The 19,341-nt window shown below is 38.7% G+C and carries 18 protein-coding genes; all 18 read right to left on the minus strand.

Annotated features, from left to right (window positions below; translation table 11 throughout):
- Positions 1 to 33 precede the first annotated feature (33 nt).
- The 18 genes from rbfA to N0O92_RS02075 all read right to left on the minus strand — a co-directional run bounded on the left by rbfA (position 34) and on the right by N0O92_RS02075 (position 19,338).
- Positions 34 to 384, minus strand: a complete 351-nt coding sequence (gene rbfA / locus N0O92_RS01990; protein ID WP_315612937.1) for a 30S ribosome-binding factor RbfA — start codon at positions 382 to 384, stop codon at positions 34 to 36.
- Positions 385 to 407: 23 nt separating this feature from the next.
- Entirely contained in the window at positions 408 to 689 is a 282-nt protein-coding gene (locus N0O92_RS01995) for a DUF503 domain-containing protein (protein ID WP_396334459.1), read from the minus strand.
- Positions 686 to 2,773: a translation initiation factor IF-2 gene (gene infB / locus N0O92_RS02000; RefSeq protein ID WP_315612938.1), complete on the minus strand. Its 2,088-nt coding sequence runs from the start codon at positions 2,771 to 2,773 to the stop codon at positions 686 to 688. Before infB ends, N0O92_RS01995 begins: the two co-directional genes overlap by 4 nt.
- 16 nt (positions 2,774 to 2,789) lie before the next feature.
- Positions 2,790 to 3,092 carry a YlxQ family RNA-binding protein gene (locus N0O92_RS02005; RefSeq protein ID WP_315612939.1) on the minus strand — a complete coding sequence of 101 codons (303 nt, stop codon included), beginning with the start codon at positions 3,090 to 3,092 and terminating at the stop codon, positions 2,790 to 2,792.
- A complete protein-coding gene (gene rnpM / locus N0O92_RS02010) occupies positions 3,089 to 3,361 on the minus strand; it encodes an RNase P modulator RnpM (protein WP_315612940.1) in 273 nt (90 codons plus the stop codon). The genes N0O92_RS02005 and rnpM overlap by 4 nt, the downstream gene beginning before the upstream one ends.
- A 17-nt stretch (positions 3,362 to 3,378) precedes the next feature.
- Positions 3,379 to 4,500, minus strand: coding sequence for a transcription termination factor NusA (gene nusA / locus N0O92_RS02015; protein WP_315612941.1), 1,122 nt, complete (start codon positions 4,498 to 4,500; stop codon positions 3,379 to 3,381).
- A 40-nt stretch (positions 4,501 to 4,540) separates the two neighbouring features.
- Positions 4,541 to 5,011 carry a ribosome maturation factor RimP gene (rimP, locus tag N0O92_RS02020; RefSeq protein ID WP_315612942.1) on the minus strand — a complete coding sequence of 157 codons (471 nt, stop codon included), beginning with the start codon at positions 5,009 to 5,011 and terminating at the stop codon, positions 4,541 to 4,543.
- A 214-nt stretch (positions 5,012 to 5,225) separates the two neighbouring features.
- Positions 5,226 to 9,524 carry a PolC-type DNA polymerase III gene (locus N0O92_RS02025; RefSeq protein ID WP_315612943.1) on the minus strand — a complete coding sequence of 1,433 codons (4,299 nt, stop codon included), beginning with the start codon at positions 9,522 to 9,524 and terminating at the stop codon, positions 5,226 to 5,228.
- Positions 9,525 to 9,643: 119 nt separating this feature from the next.
- Positions 9,644 to 11,347, minus strand: coding sequence for a proline--tRNA ligase (locus tag N0O92_RS02030; protein ID WP_315612944.1), 1,704 nt, complete (start codon positions 11,345 to 11,347; stop codon positions 9,644 to 9,646).
- Between the two features lie 32 nt (positions 11,348 to 11,379).
- Positions 11,380 to 12,636, minus strand: coding sequence for an RIP metalloprotease RseP (rseP, locus tag N0O92_RS02035; RefSeq protein ID WP_315612945.1), 1,257 nt, complete (start codon positions 12,634 to 12,636; stop codon positions 11,380 to 11,382).
- Between the two features lie 20 nt (positions 12,637 to 12,656).
- Positions 12,657 to 13,805: a 1-deoxy-D-xylulose-5-phosphate reductoisomerase gene (locus tag N0O92_RS02040; protein ID WP_315612946.1), complete on the minus strand. Its 1,149-nt coding sequence runs from the start codon at positions 13,803 to 13,805 to the stop codon at positions 12,657 to 12,659.
- Between the two features lie 38 nt (positions 13,806 to 13,843).
- Positions 13,844 to 14,641: a phosphatidate cytidylyltransferase gene (locus tag N0O92_RS02045; RefSeq protein ID WP_315612947.1), complete on the minus strand. Its 798-nt coding sequence runs from the start codon at positions 14,639 to 14,641 to the stop codon at positions 13,844 to 13,846.
- A 15-nt stretch (positions 14,642 to 14,656) separates the two neighbouring features.
- Complete coding sequence (locus tag N0O92_RS02050; protein WP_315612948.1) at positions 14,657 to 15,424, minus strand: undecaprenyl pyrophosphate synthase; 768 nt, start codon at positions 15,422 to 15,424, stop codon at positions 14,657 to 14,659.
- A gap of 147 nt (positions 15,425 to 15,571) precedes the next feature.
- Complete coding sequence (frr, locus tag N0O92_RS02055) at positions 15,572 to 16,129, minus strand: ribosome recycling factor (RefSeq protein ID WP_315612949.1); 558 nt, start codon at positions 16,127 to 16,129, stop codon at positions 15,572 to 15,574.
- Positions 16,129 to 16,848: a UMP kinase gene (gene pyrH, locus N0O92_RS02060; RefSeq protein ID WP_315612950.1), complete on the minus strand. Its 720-nt coding sequence runs from the start codon at positions 16,846 to 16,848 to the stop codon at positions 16,129 to 16,131. Before pyrH ends, frr begins: the two co-directional genes overlap by 1 nt.
- Positions 16,849 to 16,926: 78 nt before the next feature.
- Positions 16,927 to 17,808 carry a translation elongation factor Ts gene (tsf, locus tag N0O92_RS02065; RefSeq protein WP_315612951.1) on the minus strand — a complete coding sequence of 294 codons (882 nt, stop codon included), beginning with the start codon at positions 17,806 to 17,808 and terminating at the stop codon, positions 16,927 to 16,929.
- Positions 17,809 to 17,948: 140 nt separating this feature from the next.
- Positions 17,949 to 18,668, minus strand: a complete 720-nt coding sequence (gene rpsB, locus N0O92_RS02070; RefSeq protein ID WP_315612952.1) for a 30S ribosomal protein S2 — start codon at positions 18,666 to 18,668, stop codon at positions 17,949 to 17,951.
- Positions 18,669 to 18,828: 160 nt separating this feature from the next.
- Positions 18,829 to 19,338, minus strand: a complete 510-nt coding sequence (locus N0O92_RS02075) for a DUF6115 domain-containing protein (protein ID WP_315612953.1) — start codon at positions 19,336 to 19,338, stop codon at positions 18,829 to 18,831.
- Between the last annotated feature and the right edge of the window lie 3 nt (positions 19,339 to 19,341).

A 19,341-nucleotide genomic window follows, 5' to 3' on the forward strand; every position in this document is an offset into this window, starting at 1 on the left:
AGAAGAGCATTCGCTCTCCTACCCCTCTTGTACTTATCTTTCATGTTTATTGATATCCTGAAGAAGTGTTTCGATGCGGTTTCCATATTCGATCGATTCATCAAATTCAAAGAAAATATCTGGTGTTTTGCGTAGACGTATTCGTTTTCCGATTTCAGAACGAATAAATCCTTTTGCTTTTGATAATGCTTGAAGAGTTGCTTCTTTTTGTTCGTCACTTCCAAGAACTGTAATAAATACTTTTGCTTGCTGAAGATCTCCTGTGACATCCACGCCCGTAACCGTAACAAAACTTACGCGAGGATCTTTCAGTTCTCTCATAATAATATCACTAAGTTCTTTTTTCATTTGTTCACCGACTCGGTGTGCACGAACATTACTCATAGCTTTCACCTCTGTTCTTTACGTTAGAGCCATTCATAATCGGTAACCGTTCTTTCTGCTTTTGGTTCACCATCAATTAATGCAAGTGCCCTTTGCAGTTCGCGTTCACAAACAGAACGTTCATTTGAAACAGTTACCATTGTTAATTCAGCCCTTTGCCAAACATCATGATGATCTGTTTCTGCAACTGAAAGGTTAAACCGCTGCTTTAATCTTGTTTGAATACTTTTTAAAACAGAGCGTTTGTCTTTCAAGGATTGAGCATCATAAATGAGGAGCTCTAGCCGAACGAACCCGATGATCATTTACGCTCAATTTCTTCCATAACGTATGCTTCGATAATGTCGCCTTCTTTTATATCATTGTAGTTCTCAAGGGTAATTCCACATTCGTACCCTGCAGCGACTTCTTTTGCATCGTCCTTAAATCGTTTCAGTGCATTAATAGAACCTTCGTAAATAACAATTCCATCACGAATAAGACGAACAGTAGAATCTCTTGTTACTTTTCCATCTGTTACATACGCTCCGGCAATTGTACCCACTTTCGATACTTTAAATGTCGTACGTACTTCCACTTGACCGATAACTTTTTCTTCGAATTCAGGGTCAAGCATCCCTTTCATCGCTGCTTCAATTTCGTCAATCGCATTATAAATGACACGATGAAGACGAATATCCACTTTTTCTGCCTCAGCCGTACGCTTAGCATTGACATCAGGTCGTACGTTAAATCCAATTACAATGGCATTAGAAGCTGATGCAAGCATAACGTCATATTCCGTAATCGCTCCAACACCTGTATGAATAATATTTACTTTGACACCTTCAACGTCAATCTTTTCTAATGAACCTCGCATCGCTTCAACTGAACCTTGAACATCTGCTTTAATAATGATATTAATATCTTTTACTTCACCTTGCTGAATTTGATTAAATAGATCGTCTAAGCTTACTTTAGAGTTTTCAGCAAGATTTTCCTCACGTTGACGAGACATGCGAGCTTCTCCAATTTGACGAGCTTTTTTCTCATCTGCAAAAGCTTGGAATTGATCACCTGCAAGTGGTACTTCATTTAATCCAGTAATTTCAACAGGAGTAGATGGTCCCACTTCTTTCACACGACGCCCAAGATCATTGACCATCGCACGAACTCGACCAAATGCCGAACCTACAACAATTGGGTCTCCCACTTTCAACGTACCGCTTTGAACTAAAAGTGTCGCAACTGCCCCACGACCTTTATCTAATTCAGCTTCAATAACCGTTCCTTTTGCTAACTTATCAGGATTTGCTTTTAGTTCCTCTACTTCCGAAACAAGTAGAATCATTTCTAATAACTCATCAATTCCTGTTCCTGTAAGAGCCGATACATTAACAAAAATTGTATCTCCACCCCATGCTTCAGGAACCAATTGAAACTCTGTCAACTCCTGCATCACACGGTCTGGATTGGCAGCTTCTTTATCAATTTTATTGACTGCAACAATAATTGGTACTCCAGCTGCTTTCGCATGACTGATAGCCTCTTTTGTTTGTGGCATAACACCGTCATCTGCAGCGACAACCAAAATGGTAATATCGGTAACTTGCGCACCGCGAGCACGCATCGTAGTAAAAGCAGCGTGACCTGGTGTATCAAGGAATGTAATCTTCTTACTACCAGATTCAATTTGGTAGGCACCAATATGTTGAGTAATCCCACCAGCTTCTCCTTCTGTCACTTTTGTGTGGCGAATCGAATCGAGTAACGTTGTTTTTCCGTGATCAACGTGACCCATAATTGTGACAACAGGTGGTCTCTCTTGTAAGTCTTCCTCTGAATCCTCATCAACATAACTTTCAAAGTCCATTTCATCAATAACAATTTCTTCCTCAACTTCAACACCATAATCACCAGCAATTAGCTCAATTGTGTCTTTATCTAATTCTTGGTTAATAGTCGCCATAACGCCAAGCATCATTAATTTTTTAATGATTTCTGAAGGCTCTTTATGTAGTTCTTTCGCGATCTCTCCAACCGTTAGCGAACCCACAAACGTGATTTTTTCAGGTAATGGCTTTGGTTTTGGTGGCTCTTGTCTTTGCCCACCGCGCTTAGGTTGTTGCTTATTGCCACGGTTGGGTTGATTTTTGTTATTGGAAGGCCGAGATTGATTGCGTTTCCCATCATTGTTAGGCTTCGAACGTTGACCACTATTTTCTGTGTTCTTAGTCGCAGCAGTGTTTGTTGTTGCTGTTTTGCCACCTTCTAACGTTGCGACCATCTTATCATCTAAAACAGACATATGGTTTGTTACAGCGAACCCAGATTCTTTTAGTTGATCAATGATGACTTTGCTTGCCACGTCTTTTTCTTTTGCATATTCATATATTCGCATTTTTTTCATGTACTTACCTCCAAAATCATTGGTCGAGTAATGCGGTCATTTTTTTTGCAAATCCATCATCCGTTACTCCAATGACGACTCTCTCCGCTTTTCCGATAGCTTGCCCAAGGGTTGCCCGATCGGACGTAACTCGTACCGGAATATTGTAATGGCCGCATTTGTCCAATACCTTTTTCTTTGTTTGTTCTGCAGCATCAGAAGACAAGAGGACTAAGCGTACCGATCTTCTTCTCACTTCTTTTATAACGAGCTCTTCCCCGGTAACTAGCTTCCTAGCTCTTGCTGCTAATCCAAGTAACGAAATCCATTTTTCCATCATTTACGACTCCGTTTACTAGCTTCATGCAACTCGTCATAAATGTCAGGATCAACCTTAACTTGCAAATGCCTAGATAAAATATCCTTTTTCTTTGCTAATTCAAAACTTTCATCATTGTTGCTGATGTAAGCTCCTCGACCATTTTTCTTCCCAGTAAGATCAATCGAGACTTGACCTTCTGGAGTACGGACGATTCGAATTAATTCTTGTTTTGGTTTCATTTCATTTGTCACAACACATTTTCGAAGAGGAACTTTCCGTTGTTTCACAGGCTCCATCTCCTTATTTATTCTTGTTCGTCCAGTTCAGGAACAAACGAATCTTCTTCATTTCCAACTGGTACGAGTTCTTCCTCGTCATCTAAAAGACCAAGCTCTCTAGCATCAGATTCACTTTTTATATCAATTTTCCAACCCGTTAACTTTGCAGCGAGTCTAGCATTTTGGCCACGTTTTCCAATAGCTAAAGAAAGTTGATAATCTGGCACAATTACTTGTGTCATCTTTTCTTCTTCATTCACGTTTACTTTTAATACTTTTGACGGGCTTAATGCATTTGCTACATATTCAACTGGATCTTCAGACCAACGAACGATATCGATCTTTTCACCTTTTAATTCATTTACGATCGTTTGAACGCGTTGACCTCTCGGACCAACACACGCCCCTACCGCATCTACTTCTGGATTATCAACGTGAACCGCAATCTTTGAGCGATCACCAGCTTCACGAGAAACAGATTTGATTTCAACAGTACCGTCATAAATTTCTGGTACTTCTAATTCAAATAAACGTTTTAATAACCCGGGATGTGTACGTGAAATTAAAATTTGCGGACCCTTTGTCGTTTTTTCTACTTTAGTGATATAGGCTTTAATTCGATCATTGTGTTTGTAACTTTCATTCGGCATTTGTTCACTTAATGGCAAAAGTGCTTCCACTTTTCCAAGATCGACATAAATGAAGCGATGATCTTGGCGTTGAACAATCCCTGTCATAATATCTTCTTCACGATCGATAAAGTCAGAATAAATAATTCCTCTTTCTGCTTCACGGACACGTTGCGTTACAACTTGCTTAGCCGTTTGAGCAGCAATACGCCCAAAGTCTTTTGGCGTTACTTCAATCTCAACTACATCGTCCACTTCATAGCTTGGATTAATTTTTTGTGCTTCATCTAACGAAATCTCCAAGCGAGCATCGAATACTTCTTCCACAACGGTTTTTCTCGCAAAAACACGAATGCTCCCGTTGTCTCTATTAACATCGACACGTACATTTTGTACTTGATTAAAATTACGTTTGTAACCCGAAATGAGAGCTGCTTCAATCGCCTCAATAATTACTTCTTTTTTTATTCCTTTTTCTCTTTCTAACGTTGCCAATGCATCCATAAAATCGCTGTTCATGGATTGTATTTCCCCCTTTCAATGATCAAGACAGCAAATTCTAGAAAAGAATTGCTAACCTTGCGTTTGCTACTTTATCGTATGGGATTGTATAAACTTTTTTGCGTGTTTTTATTTTTACTTCGATTTCCAATGTTACTCCATCAAAGTTAATCAGTTTTCCTTCAAATGTTTTTTCTCCGTCAATTGGCTCATACGTCTTAACATGAACGTCCTTGCCAATTGCTTTTATAACATCTTTTTCCTTTTTAAGTGGCCTTTCAGCTCCTGGTGAAGATACTTCAAGGAAATACGCTTGTGGGATCGGATCAAGTTCATCTAATTTATCACTTAACCTCTCACTAACTAATCCACAATCTTCCAAGTCAACACCCTTATCAGAGTCTATAAAAATACGTAAAAACCAATTAGGGCCTTCTTTTTTAAATTCAACTTCGACAAGTTCTAAATTAAGTTCCTCTAAAATTGGTGTTACTAATTCTGTTGTTATTTCTGTAGCTTTCTTACTCATTTGTACCTCCTCGCTGTTCTACTATTTCATGTGTTGATAGCGAACCTACTGTTGTTGCTTGTATTTCCTTCAGTTACGCCCTTGTTTTACTAGAAAAAGTAGATCGAACAACGAAAGAGTGGGTTCCCCCACTCTTTTGCGTAACATATTCTAAGTATTACCATATAACACAATACCATACTATACTTCGTATTGCAACAGAACGGGCAGTAAACTAGAACAGAGAGAGTTGATTTGAATCAGGCATACCTTCCAGACAGCCATGTTCATCCAAGTGCTCTAAAACAGTCTTCGTCAACTTGCTTCGCTGTTGTAGATCTTCTTTTGAAAGAAATTCACCATTCTCTCGTGCTTTCACGATATTAATGGCCGCATTTGTCCCAACACCTGTCATGGCGTTGAATGGTGGCAATAACGCATGATCTTCAACAATAAATTCTGTTGCACTAGATTCATACAGATCCACCTTTTTGAAAGAAAAACCTCGTTCACACATCTCTAAAGCAATCTCTAAAACGGTTAGTACAGATTTTTCTTTTGGAGAGGCATCTAACCCTTTTGCGTTAATCTCTTGCACTTTGGTCTTTATAGACGCAGGGCCTTTGATCATCGTATCTAAATCAAAATCATCTGCACGAACGGTAAAGTACGACGCGTAATACAAAATCGGATGATGTACTTTGAAATAAGCAATACGCACAGCCATTAATACATAAGCTGCTGCGTGGGCTTTCGGGAACATGTATTTAATTTTAAGACATGAACCAATGTACCAATCAGGTACATCATGCTTTTTCATTTCATCAATCCATTCAGGTTGAAGACCTTTTCCTTTACGAACAAATTCCATAATTTTAAAAGCTAATGACGGGTCTAAGCCTTTGTATATTAAATAAACCATAATGTCATCTCGACAACCAATTACATCTTTTAATTCACACGTTCCGTTATATATTAACTCATTGGCATTGTTCAACCAAACATCTGTTCCGTGAGATAACCCAGAGATTTGAACTAACTCCGAAAAAGTACTTGGTTTCGTTTCTTCAAGCATTTGACGAACAAACCTCGTTCCAAATTCAGGGATACCAAGTGTCCCCGTCTTACACATGATTTGCTCTTCTGTGACTCCTAGTACCTCTGGGCCACTAAAGATTTTCATCACTTCTGGATCATCTGTTGGGATTGTTTTTGGATCAATTCCACTTAAATCTTGAAGCATACGAATCACCGTCGGATCATCGTGACCTAGAATATCTAATTTGAGCAGATTATCATGTATCGAGTGGAAATCAAAATGAGTGGTTCTCCATTCGGAGTTCTTATCGTCTGCCGGAAACTGAATTGGACAAAAATCGTGAATGTCCATATAATCCGGAACAACAATGATCCCACCTGGATGCTGGCCCGTAGTCCGCTTCACTCCTGTGCAACCAGAAACAAGACGGTCAATTTCAGCCCCTCTCATATGAAGGTCGTGATCTCCTTGATACCCTTTCACATAACCATAAGCTGTTTTTTCTGCTACTGTACCGATCGTACCTGCTCTGTACACATATTCTTCACCAAATAGTTCCTTCGTATAATGATGAGCTCGAGGTTGATATTCACCTGAGAAATTTAAATCGATATCTGGAACTTTATCTCCCTTAAAACCTAGGAACGTTTCAAACGGTATATCTTGTCCATCCTTAATATAAGCTGTCCCACATTCTGTACAATCTTTATCAGGTAAGTCAAAACCTGAGCCAACTGAACCATCATCAAAAAAGTGAGAGTGGTGGCAATTTGGACAAACATAGTGCGGAGGCAAAGGATTTACTTCTGTAATTTCGGTTAATGTAGCGACTAAAGAAGACCCAACCGACCCTCGTGATCCTACTAAATAGCCATCAATCAATGACTTTTTCACGAGCTTATGCGAAATTAAGTAAATAACCGCAAACCCATGTCCAATGATACTCTTCAACTCTTTTTCAATTCGAGCCTCAACTATTTCAGGCAAGTCTTCTCCATAAATACTTCTTGCCATATTGTAGCTCATTTCCCTGATCTCGTCGTCTGCTCCTTCGATTTTAGGTGTATACAAATCGTCTGGGATTGGCTGAATTTCATCAATGGAATTGGCAACCTTTTGTGTATTCGTAATGACAACTTGTTTTGCCTTTTCTTCACCAAGAAACGAGAACGCATCAAGCATTTCATCTGTCGTGCGAAAATGAACTTCTGGTAACGTTTGTTTATTTAATGGATTGGCTCCACCTTGGGATGCGATTAAGATTTTTCGGTAAATATAATCTTCTTTGTGTAAATAATGAGCATTCCCGGTAGCAACAACTGGTTTTTCAAGCTTTTCTCCTAAAGAAACGATGTTCGAAACAATTTCTTGTAATGCTGCATCATTTTTTACTAATTCTTTTTCAATTAAGTGTTGATACGTCGCTAGTGGTTGTATCTCAATATAATCATAAAATTTAGCTATTTCTTCTACTTCATCAGCTGACTTCTGCATCATCCCTTCAAAAACTTCACCTTTGTCACATGCAGACCCAATTAACAATCCATTTCGATGCTTTTGAAGTTGTGACCTAGGAATTCGCGGAGTCCGGAAAAAATACTCGAGATGAGACATGGAAACAAGCTTAAAAAGGTTTTTTAACCCTTCTTGAGTTTGAGCTAGAATCGTACAATGTGCAGGACGTTGACGATGGAAATTTCCTTGTCCCATATGTTCATTTAATTGATCATGATACGTTATGTCTCGTTCATTTGCGTCTTTCACCATTTTCCATAGCAAATAACCTGTTGCTTCAGCATCATAAATGGCTCGGTGATGACTGACGAGTTCAATATCAAACTTTTTACATAACGTATTTAATCGGTGGTTTTTCAATTCAGGATAAAGAAATCGTCCTAACTCGAGTGTGTCAATTACGGGATTTTTCGCTTCTTCCAAGCCAATTTTTTGGTAGCCCACATTTAAAAAGCCCATATCAAAACTTGCATTATGGGCAACTAAAATGGCATCCCCCACAAATTCTTTAAAATCACGAAGAACATCTGCTACTTCTGGCTGCCCTTTGACCATCTCATCCGTAATGCCTGTTAATTCAATAATTGTATTCGTTAAAGGTTCATGTGGGTCAGCAAAAGATTCAAATCGATCGATGATTTCTCCACCTTTAATTTTTACAGCTGCGAGCTCAATAATTGTGTTATACACAGCGGATAAACCTGTTGTTTCCACGTCAAAGACAACAAACTCGTCTTCCATTAAGAGACGGTGTGCCTCGTTATATACAATCGGAACTCCATCATCGACTAGATTAGCTTCAATCCCAAATAAAACTTTAATGCCGTGTTTCTTTCCTGCAGAGTAAGCTTCTGGAAATGCTTGTACCACTCCATGGTCAGTAACAGCTATAGCAGGATGTCCCCATTTTGCTGCTTGTTCAACATATCTCCCTGCTGATACAATCCCGTCCATTTGACTCATCGTCGTATGAAGGTGAAGTTCCACCCTCTTCTCCTCTTCACTCGCTGTGTCTGTGCGTTCCACTGGACTTAACTGATTGACATCATTTCCTATCATGACAAGGTCTCGAACAAACGTATCATTTTGAATGCCACCGCGCACTTTGACCCACATACCTTTTTTAATAGCTTGAAGAAGTGGCACATCTTCTTTATCTCTAGAAAACATCTTAACAAGGATTGAATCGGTGTAATCCGTTATTTTAAATGTTAGTAATGTACGTCCGCTTCTAAGCTCTCTCGTTTCGGCATTGAATACATAGCCTTGAACCGTGACTCGTCTTTCTTCATCTATAATGGCTTCTAGCGGCATAGGTTCATCTTTAATTGGATAACCAATAACCAATGGCTTGCCACTAAGTTCTTTTTCAGCTTGTTGTTCATTTTTCTTTTTCTCTAAAATGGCTTCTACAACCTTTGAATGGTCTTCCTGTTCCCTTTTTTCAACGAACTTCTCGAACTCTTGTTTAGACTCATGTATATGTGTATCAATTTGAACAGAAGGCAAGCTAAGCTCCATTAATGTAGCTTGAAATGGCTCTGTTAATTTTCGCTTTAATGCTACAGCTTCTGTCTCATTTCGAACTTGAATCACCAGTCGTTTCCCATCATAGGTAGGTGTTTGCTTCTTCAACAGGTCACGTATTCCATCTGAAATCTGGGTCAACTTTGAGATGATTAATGGCCAGTAATCTGCCCATGTTACGTCTTGTAACTCAGTACGTTCATAATGGAAGGTAAATGATGCGGAAGCTATATGTTCAAATGTGATTCGTAACCGTTCGGAAAATAATTCATATACTTGAGCAGGTACGATCACAGGCACGTCAATATGAAAATGCCAAGCACGTTTTTCTTTTGAAATAACAAGTTTACGTATCCTCGCCTGTTCAAAATGAGCAGCGACTACTTGTTCAGGCATTTGTAACTGTTGGAGAAGCAATTGAAGTCGTTCTTTCCTAATTTGTTCTTCTGACATCGATTCTTCCCTCCCCATCTTTCAATCTATCTTTATTTTAATTTTATTTTGTTTACATGAAAAGAGATGGTACCTCATAACATGAGATACCATTTTAACATAAATATTTAGGTTTTTACTTACTTACTCAAAAGGTTTTTCACCGTTTCAACTAATTCTGTTACATGTACTTCAATCATTTCCCCTGTTTTCCTAACTTTTACTTCTACAATACCATCTGATGCTTTCTTACCGACCGCCACTCGAATCGGTAATCCAAGTAAATCAGAGTCTTTAAACTTAACGCCTGCACGTTCCGGACGATCATCAAATAGTACATCAAAACGCTCTTTCTTTAATGTTTCGTATAACTCTTCTCCAAGCTTGCTTTGATCTTCATCTTTTACATTAATCGTAACTAAGTGCAGATCAAAAGGAGCTACAGAAGTAGGCCAAATAATCCCATTTTCATCATGATGCTGCTCAACGATAGCCGCTACAGATCTAGAAACACCAATTCCGTAACAACCCATCACCATCGTTTGCGTTTTTCCATTTTCATCAAGGAACGTAGCTCCAAGAGCCTCACTATATTTAGTTCCCAATTTAAATACGTGACCCACTTCTATTCCCATCGCAAATTGAATGGTTCCCTTGCCATCTGGGGAAGGATCACCTTCCTGAATTAAACGAAGATCTGCATATTGAGAAACTGCAAAGTCACGATTTGGATTTACATTTTTATAATGCTTATCTTTTTCATTTGCTCCACAAACACCATTTGTGACAAATTCTACAGCTTGGTCTGCAATGACAGTAACCGAACTTGGGATGTTGATTGGTCCAACAAAGCCTGTTTCACAACCTAGAATTTTTGCAGTTTGTTCCGGAGTAGCTAGTTCCACTATTGCTTTCCCAAGAACATTGCTTACTTTTATTTCATTCACTTCATGATCTCCACGAACAAGTACCAATACCGGTTCATCGTTTACAATGTATAGAAGTGACTTAATCGTTTCACTTGCTTTCACACCTAAAAATGACGTTAGTTCTATAATGGTTTTTGTATTAGGCGTCTCAACCAGTTCTAGTTCTAGGGCTTCCTCATCAGATTTTGTATATTCAACACGAACAGGGGCTATCTCAATGTTTGCTGCAAAATTTGATTGATCGGAATAAGCGATAGTATCTTCTCCAATTTCACTAAGAACCATAAACTCATGTGTATCCGTTCCACCAATTGCACCGGAGTCAGCCTCTACCGCTCGGAAATCTAAGTCAAATCGAGTAAAGATCTTTTGATATGCATCGTACATATCTTGATAACTTTTATCTAGGCCTTCTTTTGATGTATCAAAAGAATACGCATCTTTCATAATAAACTCACGTGACCTAAGAACTCCAAATCGAGGTCTTCTCTCGTCACGATACTTCGTTTGAATTTGATACAAATTCATTGGAAGTTTTTTATACGACTTCACATCATCACGAACCAATGTCGTAATCACTTCCTCATGCGTGGCCCCAAGTACAAAATCACGCTCATGACGATCTTTTAACCTCATAAGTTCTGGACCATAATTCCCTAAACGACCAGACTCTTCCCAAAGTTCTGCTGGTTGAACGGCTGGCATTAATACCTCTTGTCCTCCAGCCGCATCCATTTCAGATCGAATCACTTCCTCAACTTTTCGTAATACCTTTTTTCCTAATGGTAAGTATGAGTAAATCCCTGAAGCTGTTTGGCGAATAAGTCCTGCTCTTAGCATAAGTTGATGACTTTTTATTTCAGCATCTGCCGGAGTATCCCGTAATGTTGGTGTTAAATAATTCCTTTGTCTCATGGTTACTATCCTTTCCAACTCATCTTTTCATGTCACATGAAAAATTTATTAATATCGTTCCATGTTACGACTATCATTAGTAGCATTAATAAAGCAAAACCAATAAAGTGAACCAATCCTTCTTTTTGTGGGTCCATCGGCTTTCCTCTCACCGCTTCAAGACCAATAAAAATTAGACGTCCTCCATCCATTGCAGGAATTGGAAGTAAATTTATTATTCCTAGATTAACACTTAAGGCAGCTGCCCATTGCATTAATACAAAAATCCCCATCGCTGCTGCTTCCCCTGTGTAATTATAAATACCGACAGGACCAGCAACATAATCTAGCGAAAAGTTTCCTGTTACAATCATACCAAGTACTTCAAAAATCATGGTCATGAACAAATAGGTTTGTGTAAATCCAAAAATAATGGAACCCATTAATGAGAATTCCGTCGGTCTAGCAATCCCAACAAATCCCTCTGGATCACCAAATTGCCCTATTCTTTCATCTGGTGTGACAGGGATGGTTAACGATTGTCCGCCACGTTCTATTTCAAAAACAATTGATTCATTCGGATGTTGTTGAATAATAGCTGTCATCTCTTCCCAACTATCAATCGGCTGACCCTCTATCGCAACTACCTGATCACCTTCTTGCAAGCCCGCTTCAATTGCTGCACTATCAGGAGTAACATCACCAATACGCGCTTCATCTACAGGCATTCCTTGGAACAGGGCAAATGCAATTAAAATCACAATTGCAAGTAAGAAGTTCATCATTGGTCCAGCAAAAATAGCTAGTGCACGTTGACCAACCGTTTTTGAACCAAATTGGCGATTCCACGGCGCAATTTGTGTCTCTTGCTCATCTTGTACAAGAACGGCTTGTTCATCGACTTTGTATTGAATTCTTTCACCTTCATCATTATAGGCTTCAATAACCAGTTCACGCTCTAAGTCAATTTTCTCAACTTGTACAACTAATGCCTCAGGATGTTTCGATTTATTATTGACAATAATCTTACTTACTTTTCGGGCTGCATTAAACACAAGACCAATTTCATACCCTGTTTTTATATCAATCATTTCAGGGTCTTCGCCCGCCATTCTAACAAAACCACCTAATGGCAACAATCGAATCGTGTAGACCGTTTCATTCCTTTTAAAAGAGAAGATTTTGGGACCGAAACCGATCGCAAATTCACGGCACAATATCCCTGCTCGTTTCGCAAAGTATAAATGCCCCCACTCATGAATGAAAACAAGAAGACCAAAAATAATTATGACTGATAATAACGTATTCATCGCTTAATCGTCCACCTTTCTTATTTGATGGTAGAGTGAATCATGGCCCTCGTCTGTGCATCAACCGCAATAATCTCTTCTAATGTAGGCTGGCTAATGACACTATGTCCTTCTAAAGCTTGTTCAATGACATGTTCAATTTCAAGAAAAGAAAGTCGATTCTCTAGAAAGAATGCAACTGCTACTTCATTTGCTGCATTTAGAACCGTCGGCATAGTTCCACCTAATTTTCCTGCCTCGTAGGCAAACCTCATGCAACGGAAACGTTCCATATCAAGTTTTGTGAAGTTCAATGAGCCAACTTCCCACAGCTGAAGCCTCTCGTTTGAGATAGAGTGATAACGATTAGGGTAGGTCATTGCGTATTGAATAGGGACACGCATATCTGGTGTACCTAATTGGGCAATCACACTTCCGTCTATGTATTCGACCATTGAGTGAATGATACTTTCCTTATGTAAAACTACATCAATTTTCTCATATGGTATATTAAAAAGCCAATGAGCTTCAATGACTTCCAACCCTTTATTCATCATCGTTGCTGAGTCAATCGTTATTTTAGCCCCCATCGACCAGTTAGGATGATTGAGCGCCTCAGAAACAGTCACTCCCTCTAACTCAGCTCTAGTACGATCACGAAAGCTCCCACCTGATGCCGTTAGAATTAAACGTTCGACCTCATTTAGCGTTTCTCCATTTAAAGCCTGAAATATTGCTGAATGTTCACTGTCAACAGGAATAAGCGATACATTATGTTTTTTGGCTTCTTCTGTTACGATGTGACCAGCCGTTACGAGTGTTTCTTTATTGGCTATTGCAATCGTCTTTCCCGCCTGAATCGCCGCTAATGTTGGAGATAAGCCGACACTTCCTAACACAGCATTCACAACCATATCTGCCGCCTCAACGGTAGCCACTTCAATTAAGCCTTCCATCCCATAAACGACTTTTGTATTGCTTGGAACATTATGGATTAGTTTATCATAATCCTCTTTCGATTGTACTGATATAAGTCTTGGGCTAAATTCATGAACTTGCTTCAATGCTAATTCAATATTTCTTCCAACTGACATTGATTCAAGTGTAAAGTCTTCTGGATATTGTCGAATAACATCCAATGTTTGTGTTCCAATAGATCCTGTTGAACCTAATAAACTAATATGCTTCAACTTTTACTCACCTACTATTCAAAAAATCTTCTTTTTTATTATATTAGTTGAAGCAAATGCAAAATTGGCATGACATAAATTAAACTATCAAAGCGATCTAATATTCCACCATGGCCGGGTAGTACATTTCCAGAGTCTTTGACAGCATAGTGCCTTTTTAACGCTGATTCAACTAAGTCTCCCAATTGTCCAAATACAGATGCAACGACAATAACGAGTAAGGCTGTTATATAACTTGAAAAGATCGGAAATATGGAAAAAAAGATCGTACCAACAATAAGAGCTGCTAGTAACCCACCAAGAGAGCCTTCGATTGTCTTCTTCGGACTAATATCAGGCCACAGCTTATTTTTCCCCCATTTACGTCCAACAAAATAAGCACCTGAATCCGTTGTCCAAATTATGAATAGGACAAAAAACACTAGATACAAACCGTACTCAGGGATATCTCTCGTCATAATTAAGTAATGAAAACCAAAGCCAACATATACCGATGAAAGGATCACAAAACCAACTTGATCAAATGTAAACGTATTTTTTGTAAGTACCGTAAACATAAGCAAGACTAAGATGACGAAGATGAAAATTTCTACTTTCGTAAAGTGTGAAGGCACGACTTGTTCAAACCAATTTGTCGGAACAAGAAGAAGCCACATTGATAAAAGACTAATAATTCCCATGATAGATATGGGTGCAATTCTTTTCATTCTTAACAGTTCAACCATGGCTACTGATGCTAATATAGAAATAAAAAGGGCAAATATCCATCCCCCTAGCAAAACCATTGTTAAGAAGACGGCGCCTCCTACCATTCCTGTTATAATTCTTTGTTTCATGTTACATCGCCCCTTTTAAACGCCACCATATCTACGCGCTCGTTTTTGATAGACGGCAATGGCTTCCACTAGGTGCTGCTCATTAAAATCCGGCCAAAGAACATCTGTAAACCAAAATTCACTATAAGCTACTTGCCAAAGCATAAAGTTACTTAGACGAAGCTCCCCACTTGTCCGAATTAGCAAATCCGGGTCGCGTAATTCAGCTGTCATTAAATGCTCTGAAATAACGGACTCGTCAATGTCCTCAACAGACATAGAGCCACTCTCAACTTCCTTTGCAATATCTTTGACAGCATTAATAAGTTCATACCTACTTCCGTAATTAAGAGCAAAATTAAGGACCAGTCCAGTATTATTCTCCGTTTCTTTCATGGCTTTTGTCACAGCTCTTTGAGTATGCTCTGGTAGTTGCTCAATACTTCCCATTAAACGCACTTTCACATTTTTCTCTATTAAGGTCGGTAATTCTTTATTTAAAAATCGCTCTGGTAGCTTTAACAAATAATCAACTTCTGTTTTCGGACGTTTCCAGTTTTCAGTTGAAAATGCGTATAATGTTAAGATTTCAACTCCAAGCTCATCTGCTTTACGAACGATCTTATTGATGACCTTCATCCCTTCGTGATGACCAGCGACACGTGGTAATCCTTTAAGTTTAGCCCAACGACCATTTCCATCCATGATAATAGCTATGTGTCTGGGGACATTAATATCATCTATATCTTTATTTTTTTCTCGAGATGAAATAGTTGATTTCCATTTTGATAACTTTTCAAGCATGTTTGCGCCCTCCATCTATGTAAGCAGCAGGTTCATCTTCATCTAGCTTTACCTATTTTTTGATGAGTCATAACCACTAAGAAAGTGTAAAAAACCCCCTATGACAAAAGAGGGTCTTTTACTATGTCTATTTTACATGGATCTAGCTTACACTTCCATGATTTCTTTTTCTTTCGTTTCTGCTACTTCATCTACTTGCGCAATGCTCTTATCTGTTAATTTTTGAACATCATCCGTGCTACGACGTAATTCATCTTCCGTCATCTCACCATCTTTTTGACGTTTCTTCAAATCATCATTCGCATCACGACGAACGTTACGAACAGCTACTTTCGCTTCTTCAGCAGCTTTCTTCACTAACTTAACCAAATCTTTACGACGCTCTTCCGTTAATGGCGGGATCTGGATTCGAATCACAGTTCCATCATTGGAAGGTGTTAAACCAAGATCAGCCATTTGGATTGCACGCTCAATATTAGCAATGGAAGATTTATCAAACGGTTGAATGAGAAGCAACCTTGCTTCAGGTACCGAAATCGTTGCTAGTTGATTAAGAGGCGTATCAGCTCCGTAATATTCTACCGTTACACGGTCTAATAGAGCTGGATTTGCTCTACCCGCTCTCAATTTTGCTAACTCACGGTTAAGAGCTTCAATTGCTTTTGTCATACGTTGTTCGGCATCTTTTTTCACTTCTTGTGACATTATGAATTCCCCCTTACTAATGTACCAATTTCTTCACCAAGTACAGCTCGTTTAATATTTCCTTCTTCCATAATAGAGAAGACAATTAATGGAATATCATTATCCATACATAAAGATGACGCTGTTGAATCCATAACAGCCAATCCTTCTTTAAGGACGTCCATATAGGAGATTTTTGTATATTTCTTTGCGTTTACATCTACAGATGGGTCCGCACTATAAACACCATCTACTTTGTTCTTCGCCATTAAAATAACCTCTGCCTCAATCTCTGCAGCTCTTAACGCCGCTGTTGTATCTGTTGAGAAATATGGATTTCCAGTTCCAGCTGCAAATATTACAACACGCTTCTTTTCGAGATGACGAATTGCCTTACGGCGAATATAAGGTTCAGCTACTTGACGCATTTCAATTGATGTTTGTACTCGTGTTTCAACATCAATATCCTCTAAGCTATCTTGCAAAGCTAAAGAATTCATAACTGTAGCTAGCATACCCATATAATCAGCTGTAGCACGGTCCATTCCTTTTGCACTACCTGCCATCCCACGCCAGATGTTGCCGCCGCCGACAACTACAGCAACTTCTACTTGAAGTTCAACAATTTCTTTGATCTGTTTTGCAATAGATTGAATGACTAGAGGATCAATCCCATACCCTTGTTCCCCTGCCAATGCTTCTCCACTTAGTTTCAGTATTACTCGTTTATATGTTTGCATGAAAACCTCCGACATGAGATGAAGTTAATCGAATTCACTCTGAAAAAAGGGACACTGCGTGCCCCCTACTAGCAAAAATTATTTCTTAACTTGAGACATTACTTCCTCAGCAAAGTTATCTTCGCGCTTCTCCATACCTTCTCCAACTTCATATCGGATAAAGCTCTTTACAGAAGCACCTTTACTTTGAACATATTTCCCAACTTTTTGATCACCATCTTTAACAAAAGGTTGATCAAGAAGACAAACTTGCTCAAAATATTTTGAAAGACGACCTTCTACCATTTTTTCAACAATGTTTGCTGGTTTGCCTTCGTTAAGAGCTTGCTGTGTAAGAACTTCACGCTCACGTTCTACTTCTTCTTGAGATACTTCATCACGAGATACGTAAGATGGGTTGATTGCTGCTACGTGCATAGCGATATCTCTAGCAAGCTCAGCGTCATTAGAGCTACCTACTACAGAAAGAACACCAATGCGGCCGCCCATGTGTAAGTACTCACCGAATACATCGCCATCTTCTTTTTCTACTACTTCAAAGCGACGAAGAGAAATTTTTTCTCCAATTTTCGCGATAGAAGCATTAATGTATTCTTGGACAGATTGTCCATTAGCAAATGGTTGTGTAAGAGCTTCTTCAACAGATGCTGGTGCGTTAGAGATGATATGAGAAGCCAAATCCCCAACTAATTTTTGGAAGTTTTCATTTTTAGCAACAAAGTCTGTTTCAGAGTTAACTTCTACAATGACTGCCTTGTTTCCTTCAGATTTTACAAGAGTAAGACCTTCAGCCGCTACACGGTCTGCTTTTTTAGCTGCACTTGCAATCCCTTTTTCACGAAGGAAGTCAATTGCTTTTTCCATATCACCATCAGTTTCAGTTAAAGCTTTCTTACAATCCATCATTCCTGCGCCTGTTTTTTCACGTAATTCTTTTACCATACTTGCTGTAATTGCCATTCAAAACGCCTCCTTAATAGTGTCAGTATGTACACGTACCTAAACGTATAAACAATAATCAGTTGTGAATTGTCCTAAACTTACAAAAAAAGATGGCAAAAGGGTAATCCCCCTTTACCACCCTTTTTTAGTAAATGAAATTAAGCTGTTGTTGTTTCCTCAACTTCTACTGTTTCTTCACCAGATGTTGCTTCGATTACTGCATCTGCCATTTTACCTGTTAAAAGTTTAACAGCACGAATAGCATCATCGTTACCTGGAATAACATAATCAATTTCATCAGGGTCACAGTTTGTATCTACAATCGCAACAATCGGAATGTTCAATTTATGAGCTTCCGCAATTGCAATGCGCTCTTTACGAGGATCAATAACAAAAAGTGCATCAGGAATTCCTTGCATATCCTTGATACCGCCTAAGAACTTCTCTAAACGATCCATTTCCTTTTTAAGAAGAATAACTTCTTTCTTAGGAAGAACATCGAATGTACCGTCTTCTTGCATTTTCTCAAGATTCTTAAGACGAGTAATACGCTTTTGGATTGTTTCAAAGTTCGTTAATGTACCACCTAACCAACGTTGGTTAATGAAGTACATGCCACAACGCTCAGCTTCTTCTTTTACAGAATCTTGAGCTTGTTTTTTCGTACCAACGAAAAGGATTTTTCCTCCGTCAGCTGCTAAGTCACGTACAAAATTATACGCTTCCTCAACCTTTTTGACTGTCTTTTGTAAGTCAATAATGTAAATACCGTTACGTTCTGTGAAGATGTAGCGATCCATCTTAGGGTTCCAACGACGAGTTTGGTGACCGAAGTGTACCCCAGCTTCTAATAATTGCTTCATGGAGATTACTGCCACATCAAACACCTCCTTTAAAATTGGTTTTTTTTTCCTCCGCTCTCATCATCTCTATGCGACACTGAATCATCAGCACCATCACATAAATTAGAGGCGTGTGTGATTAACACCGTTGATTAATATATCATATCAAATCTTTTGTTGCAAGCAGAATTAGACATTAACGATAAAATTTCAACATTAATTCTACTTCGCCTTTTCCTAAACTTAATTTTTTTGCAATTTCCTCCGCATGTAACCCTTGTTTGGCTAGAGCTAATACTTTCGCAGTATCGGACTGTTCATACATATCACTCTCCATTTGATCTTCTTCTATCAATGGAGGGCTATAGTCATCATACGTTATGCTTTCTCTAGTAGGTACCTGTTTGACTCGTTCAGACTCTTTCAAAGATTGTTTTGGACTTGGATTTTCTTCTGAAGAGGTTCCTTGTGATTTTTTTTCGGGCGTTGCTTTCAATTGCTTTAACTGTTTAACTAATCGCTCATTCTCTTCTTTCATTTCGACTGTATAGGAAACTAATAAATCTTCTATTTCACTTTTTAACTTGTCTTCATTCTCTTTAGTTGATAATGGTTGAACATGTTGTTGTCTTTTCATAAGAGTGATGATCCAAAGAAATGTAAAGGCATGTAGAAGTAAACTAATAGTGACGAGTAATGTTGTCATAAT

This window comes from Alkalihalobacillus sp. MEB130 (genome assembly GCF_032335535.1).
GTDB lineage: Bacteria > Bacillota > Bacilli > Bacillales > Bacillaceae_D > Halalkalibacter.

Coding starts and splice junctions, on each gene's coding strand:
- rbfA (WP_315612937.1), bottom strand. CDS start 384: ATGAGTAATGTTCGTGCACACCGAGTCGGTGAACAAATGAAAAAAGAA.
- N0O92_RS01995 (WP_396334459.1), bottom strand. CDS start 689: ATGATCATCGGGTTCGTTCGGCTAGAGCTCCTCATTTATGATGCTCAA.
- infB (WP_315612938.1), bottom strand. CDS start 2,773: ATGAAAAAAATGCGAATATATGAATATGCAAAAGAAAAAGACGTGGCA.
- N0O92_RS02005 (WP_315612939.1), bottom strand. CDS start 3,092: ATGATGGAAAAATGGATTTCGTTACTTGGATTAGCAGCAAGAGCTAGG.
- nusA (WP_315612941.1), bottom strand. CDS start 4,500: ATGAACAGCGATTTTATGGATGCATTGGCAACGTTAGAAAGAGAAAAA.
- rimP (WP_315612942.1), bottom strand. CDS start 5,011: ATGAGTAAGAAAGCTACAGAAATAACAACAGAATTAGTAACACCAATT.
- N0O92_RS02025 (WP_315612943.1), bottom strand. CDS start 9,524: ATGTCAGAAGAACAAATTAGGAAAGAACGACTTCAATTGCTTCTCCAA.
- N0O92_RS02030 (WP_315612944.1), bottom strand. CDS start 11,347: ATGAGACAAAGGAATTATTTAACACCAACATTACGGGATACTCCGGCA.
- rseP (WP_315612945.1), bottom strand. CDS start 12,636: ATGAATACGTTATTATCAGTCATAATTATTTTTGGTCTTCTTGTTTTC.
- N0O92_RS02045 (WP_315612947.1), bottom strand. CDS start 14,641: ATGAAACAAAGAATTATAACAGGAATGGTAGGAGGCGCCGTCTTCTTA.
- N0O92_RS02050 (WP_315612948.1), bottom strand. CDS start 15,424: ATGCTTGAAAAGTTATCAAAATGGAAATCAACTATTTCATCTCGAGAA.
- frr (WP_315612949.1), bottom strand. CDS start 16,129: ATGTCACAAGAAGTGAAAAAAGATGCCGAACAACGTATGACAAAAGCA.
- pyrH (WP_315612950.1), bottom strand. CDS start 16,848: ATGCAAACATATAAACGAGTAATACTGAAACTAAGTGGAGAAGCATTG.
- tsf (WP_315612951.1), bottom strand. CDS start 17,808: ATGGCAATTACAGCAAGTATGGTAAAAGAATTACGTGAAAAAACAGGC.
- N0O92_RS02075 (WP_315612953.1), bottom strand. CDS start 19,338: ATGACAACATTACTCGTCACTATTAGTTTACTTCTACATGCCTTTACA.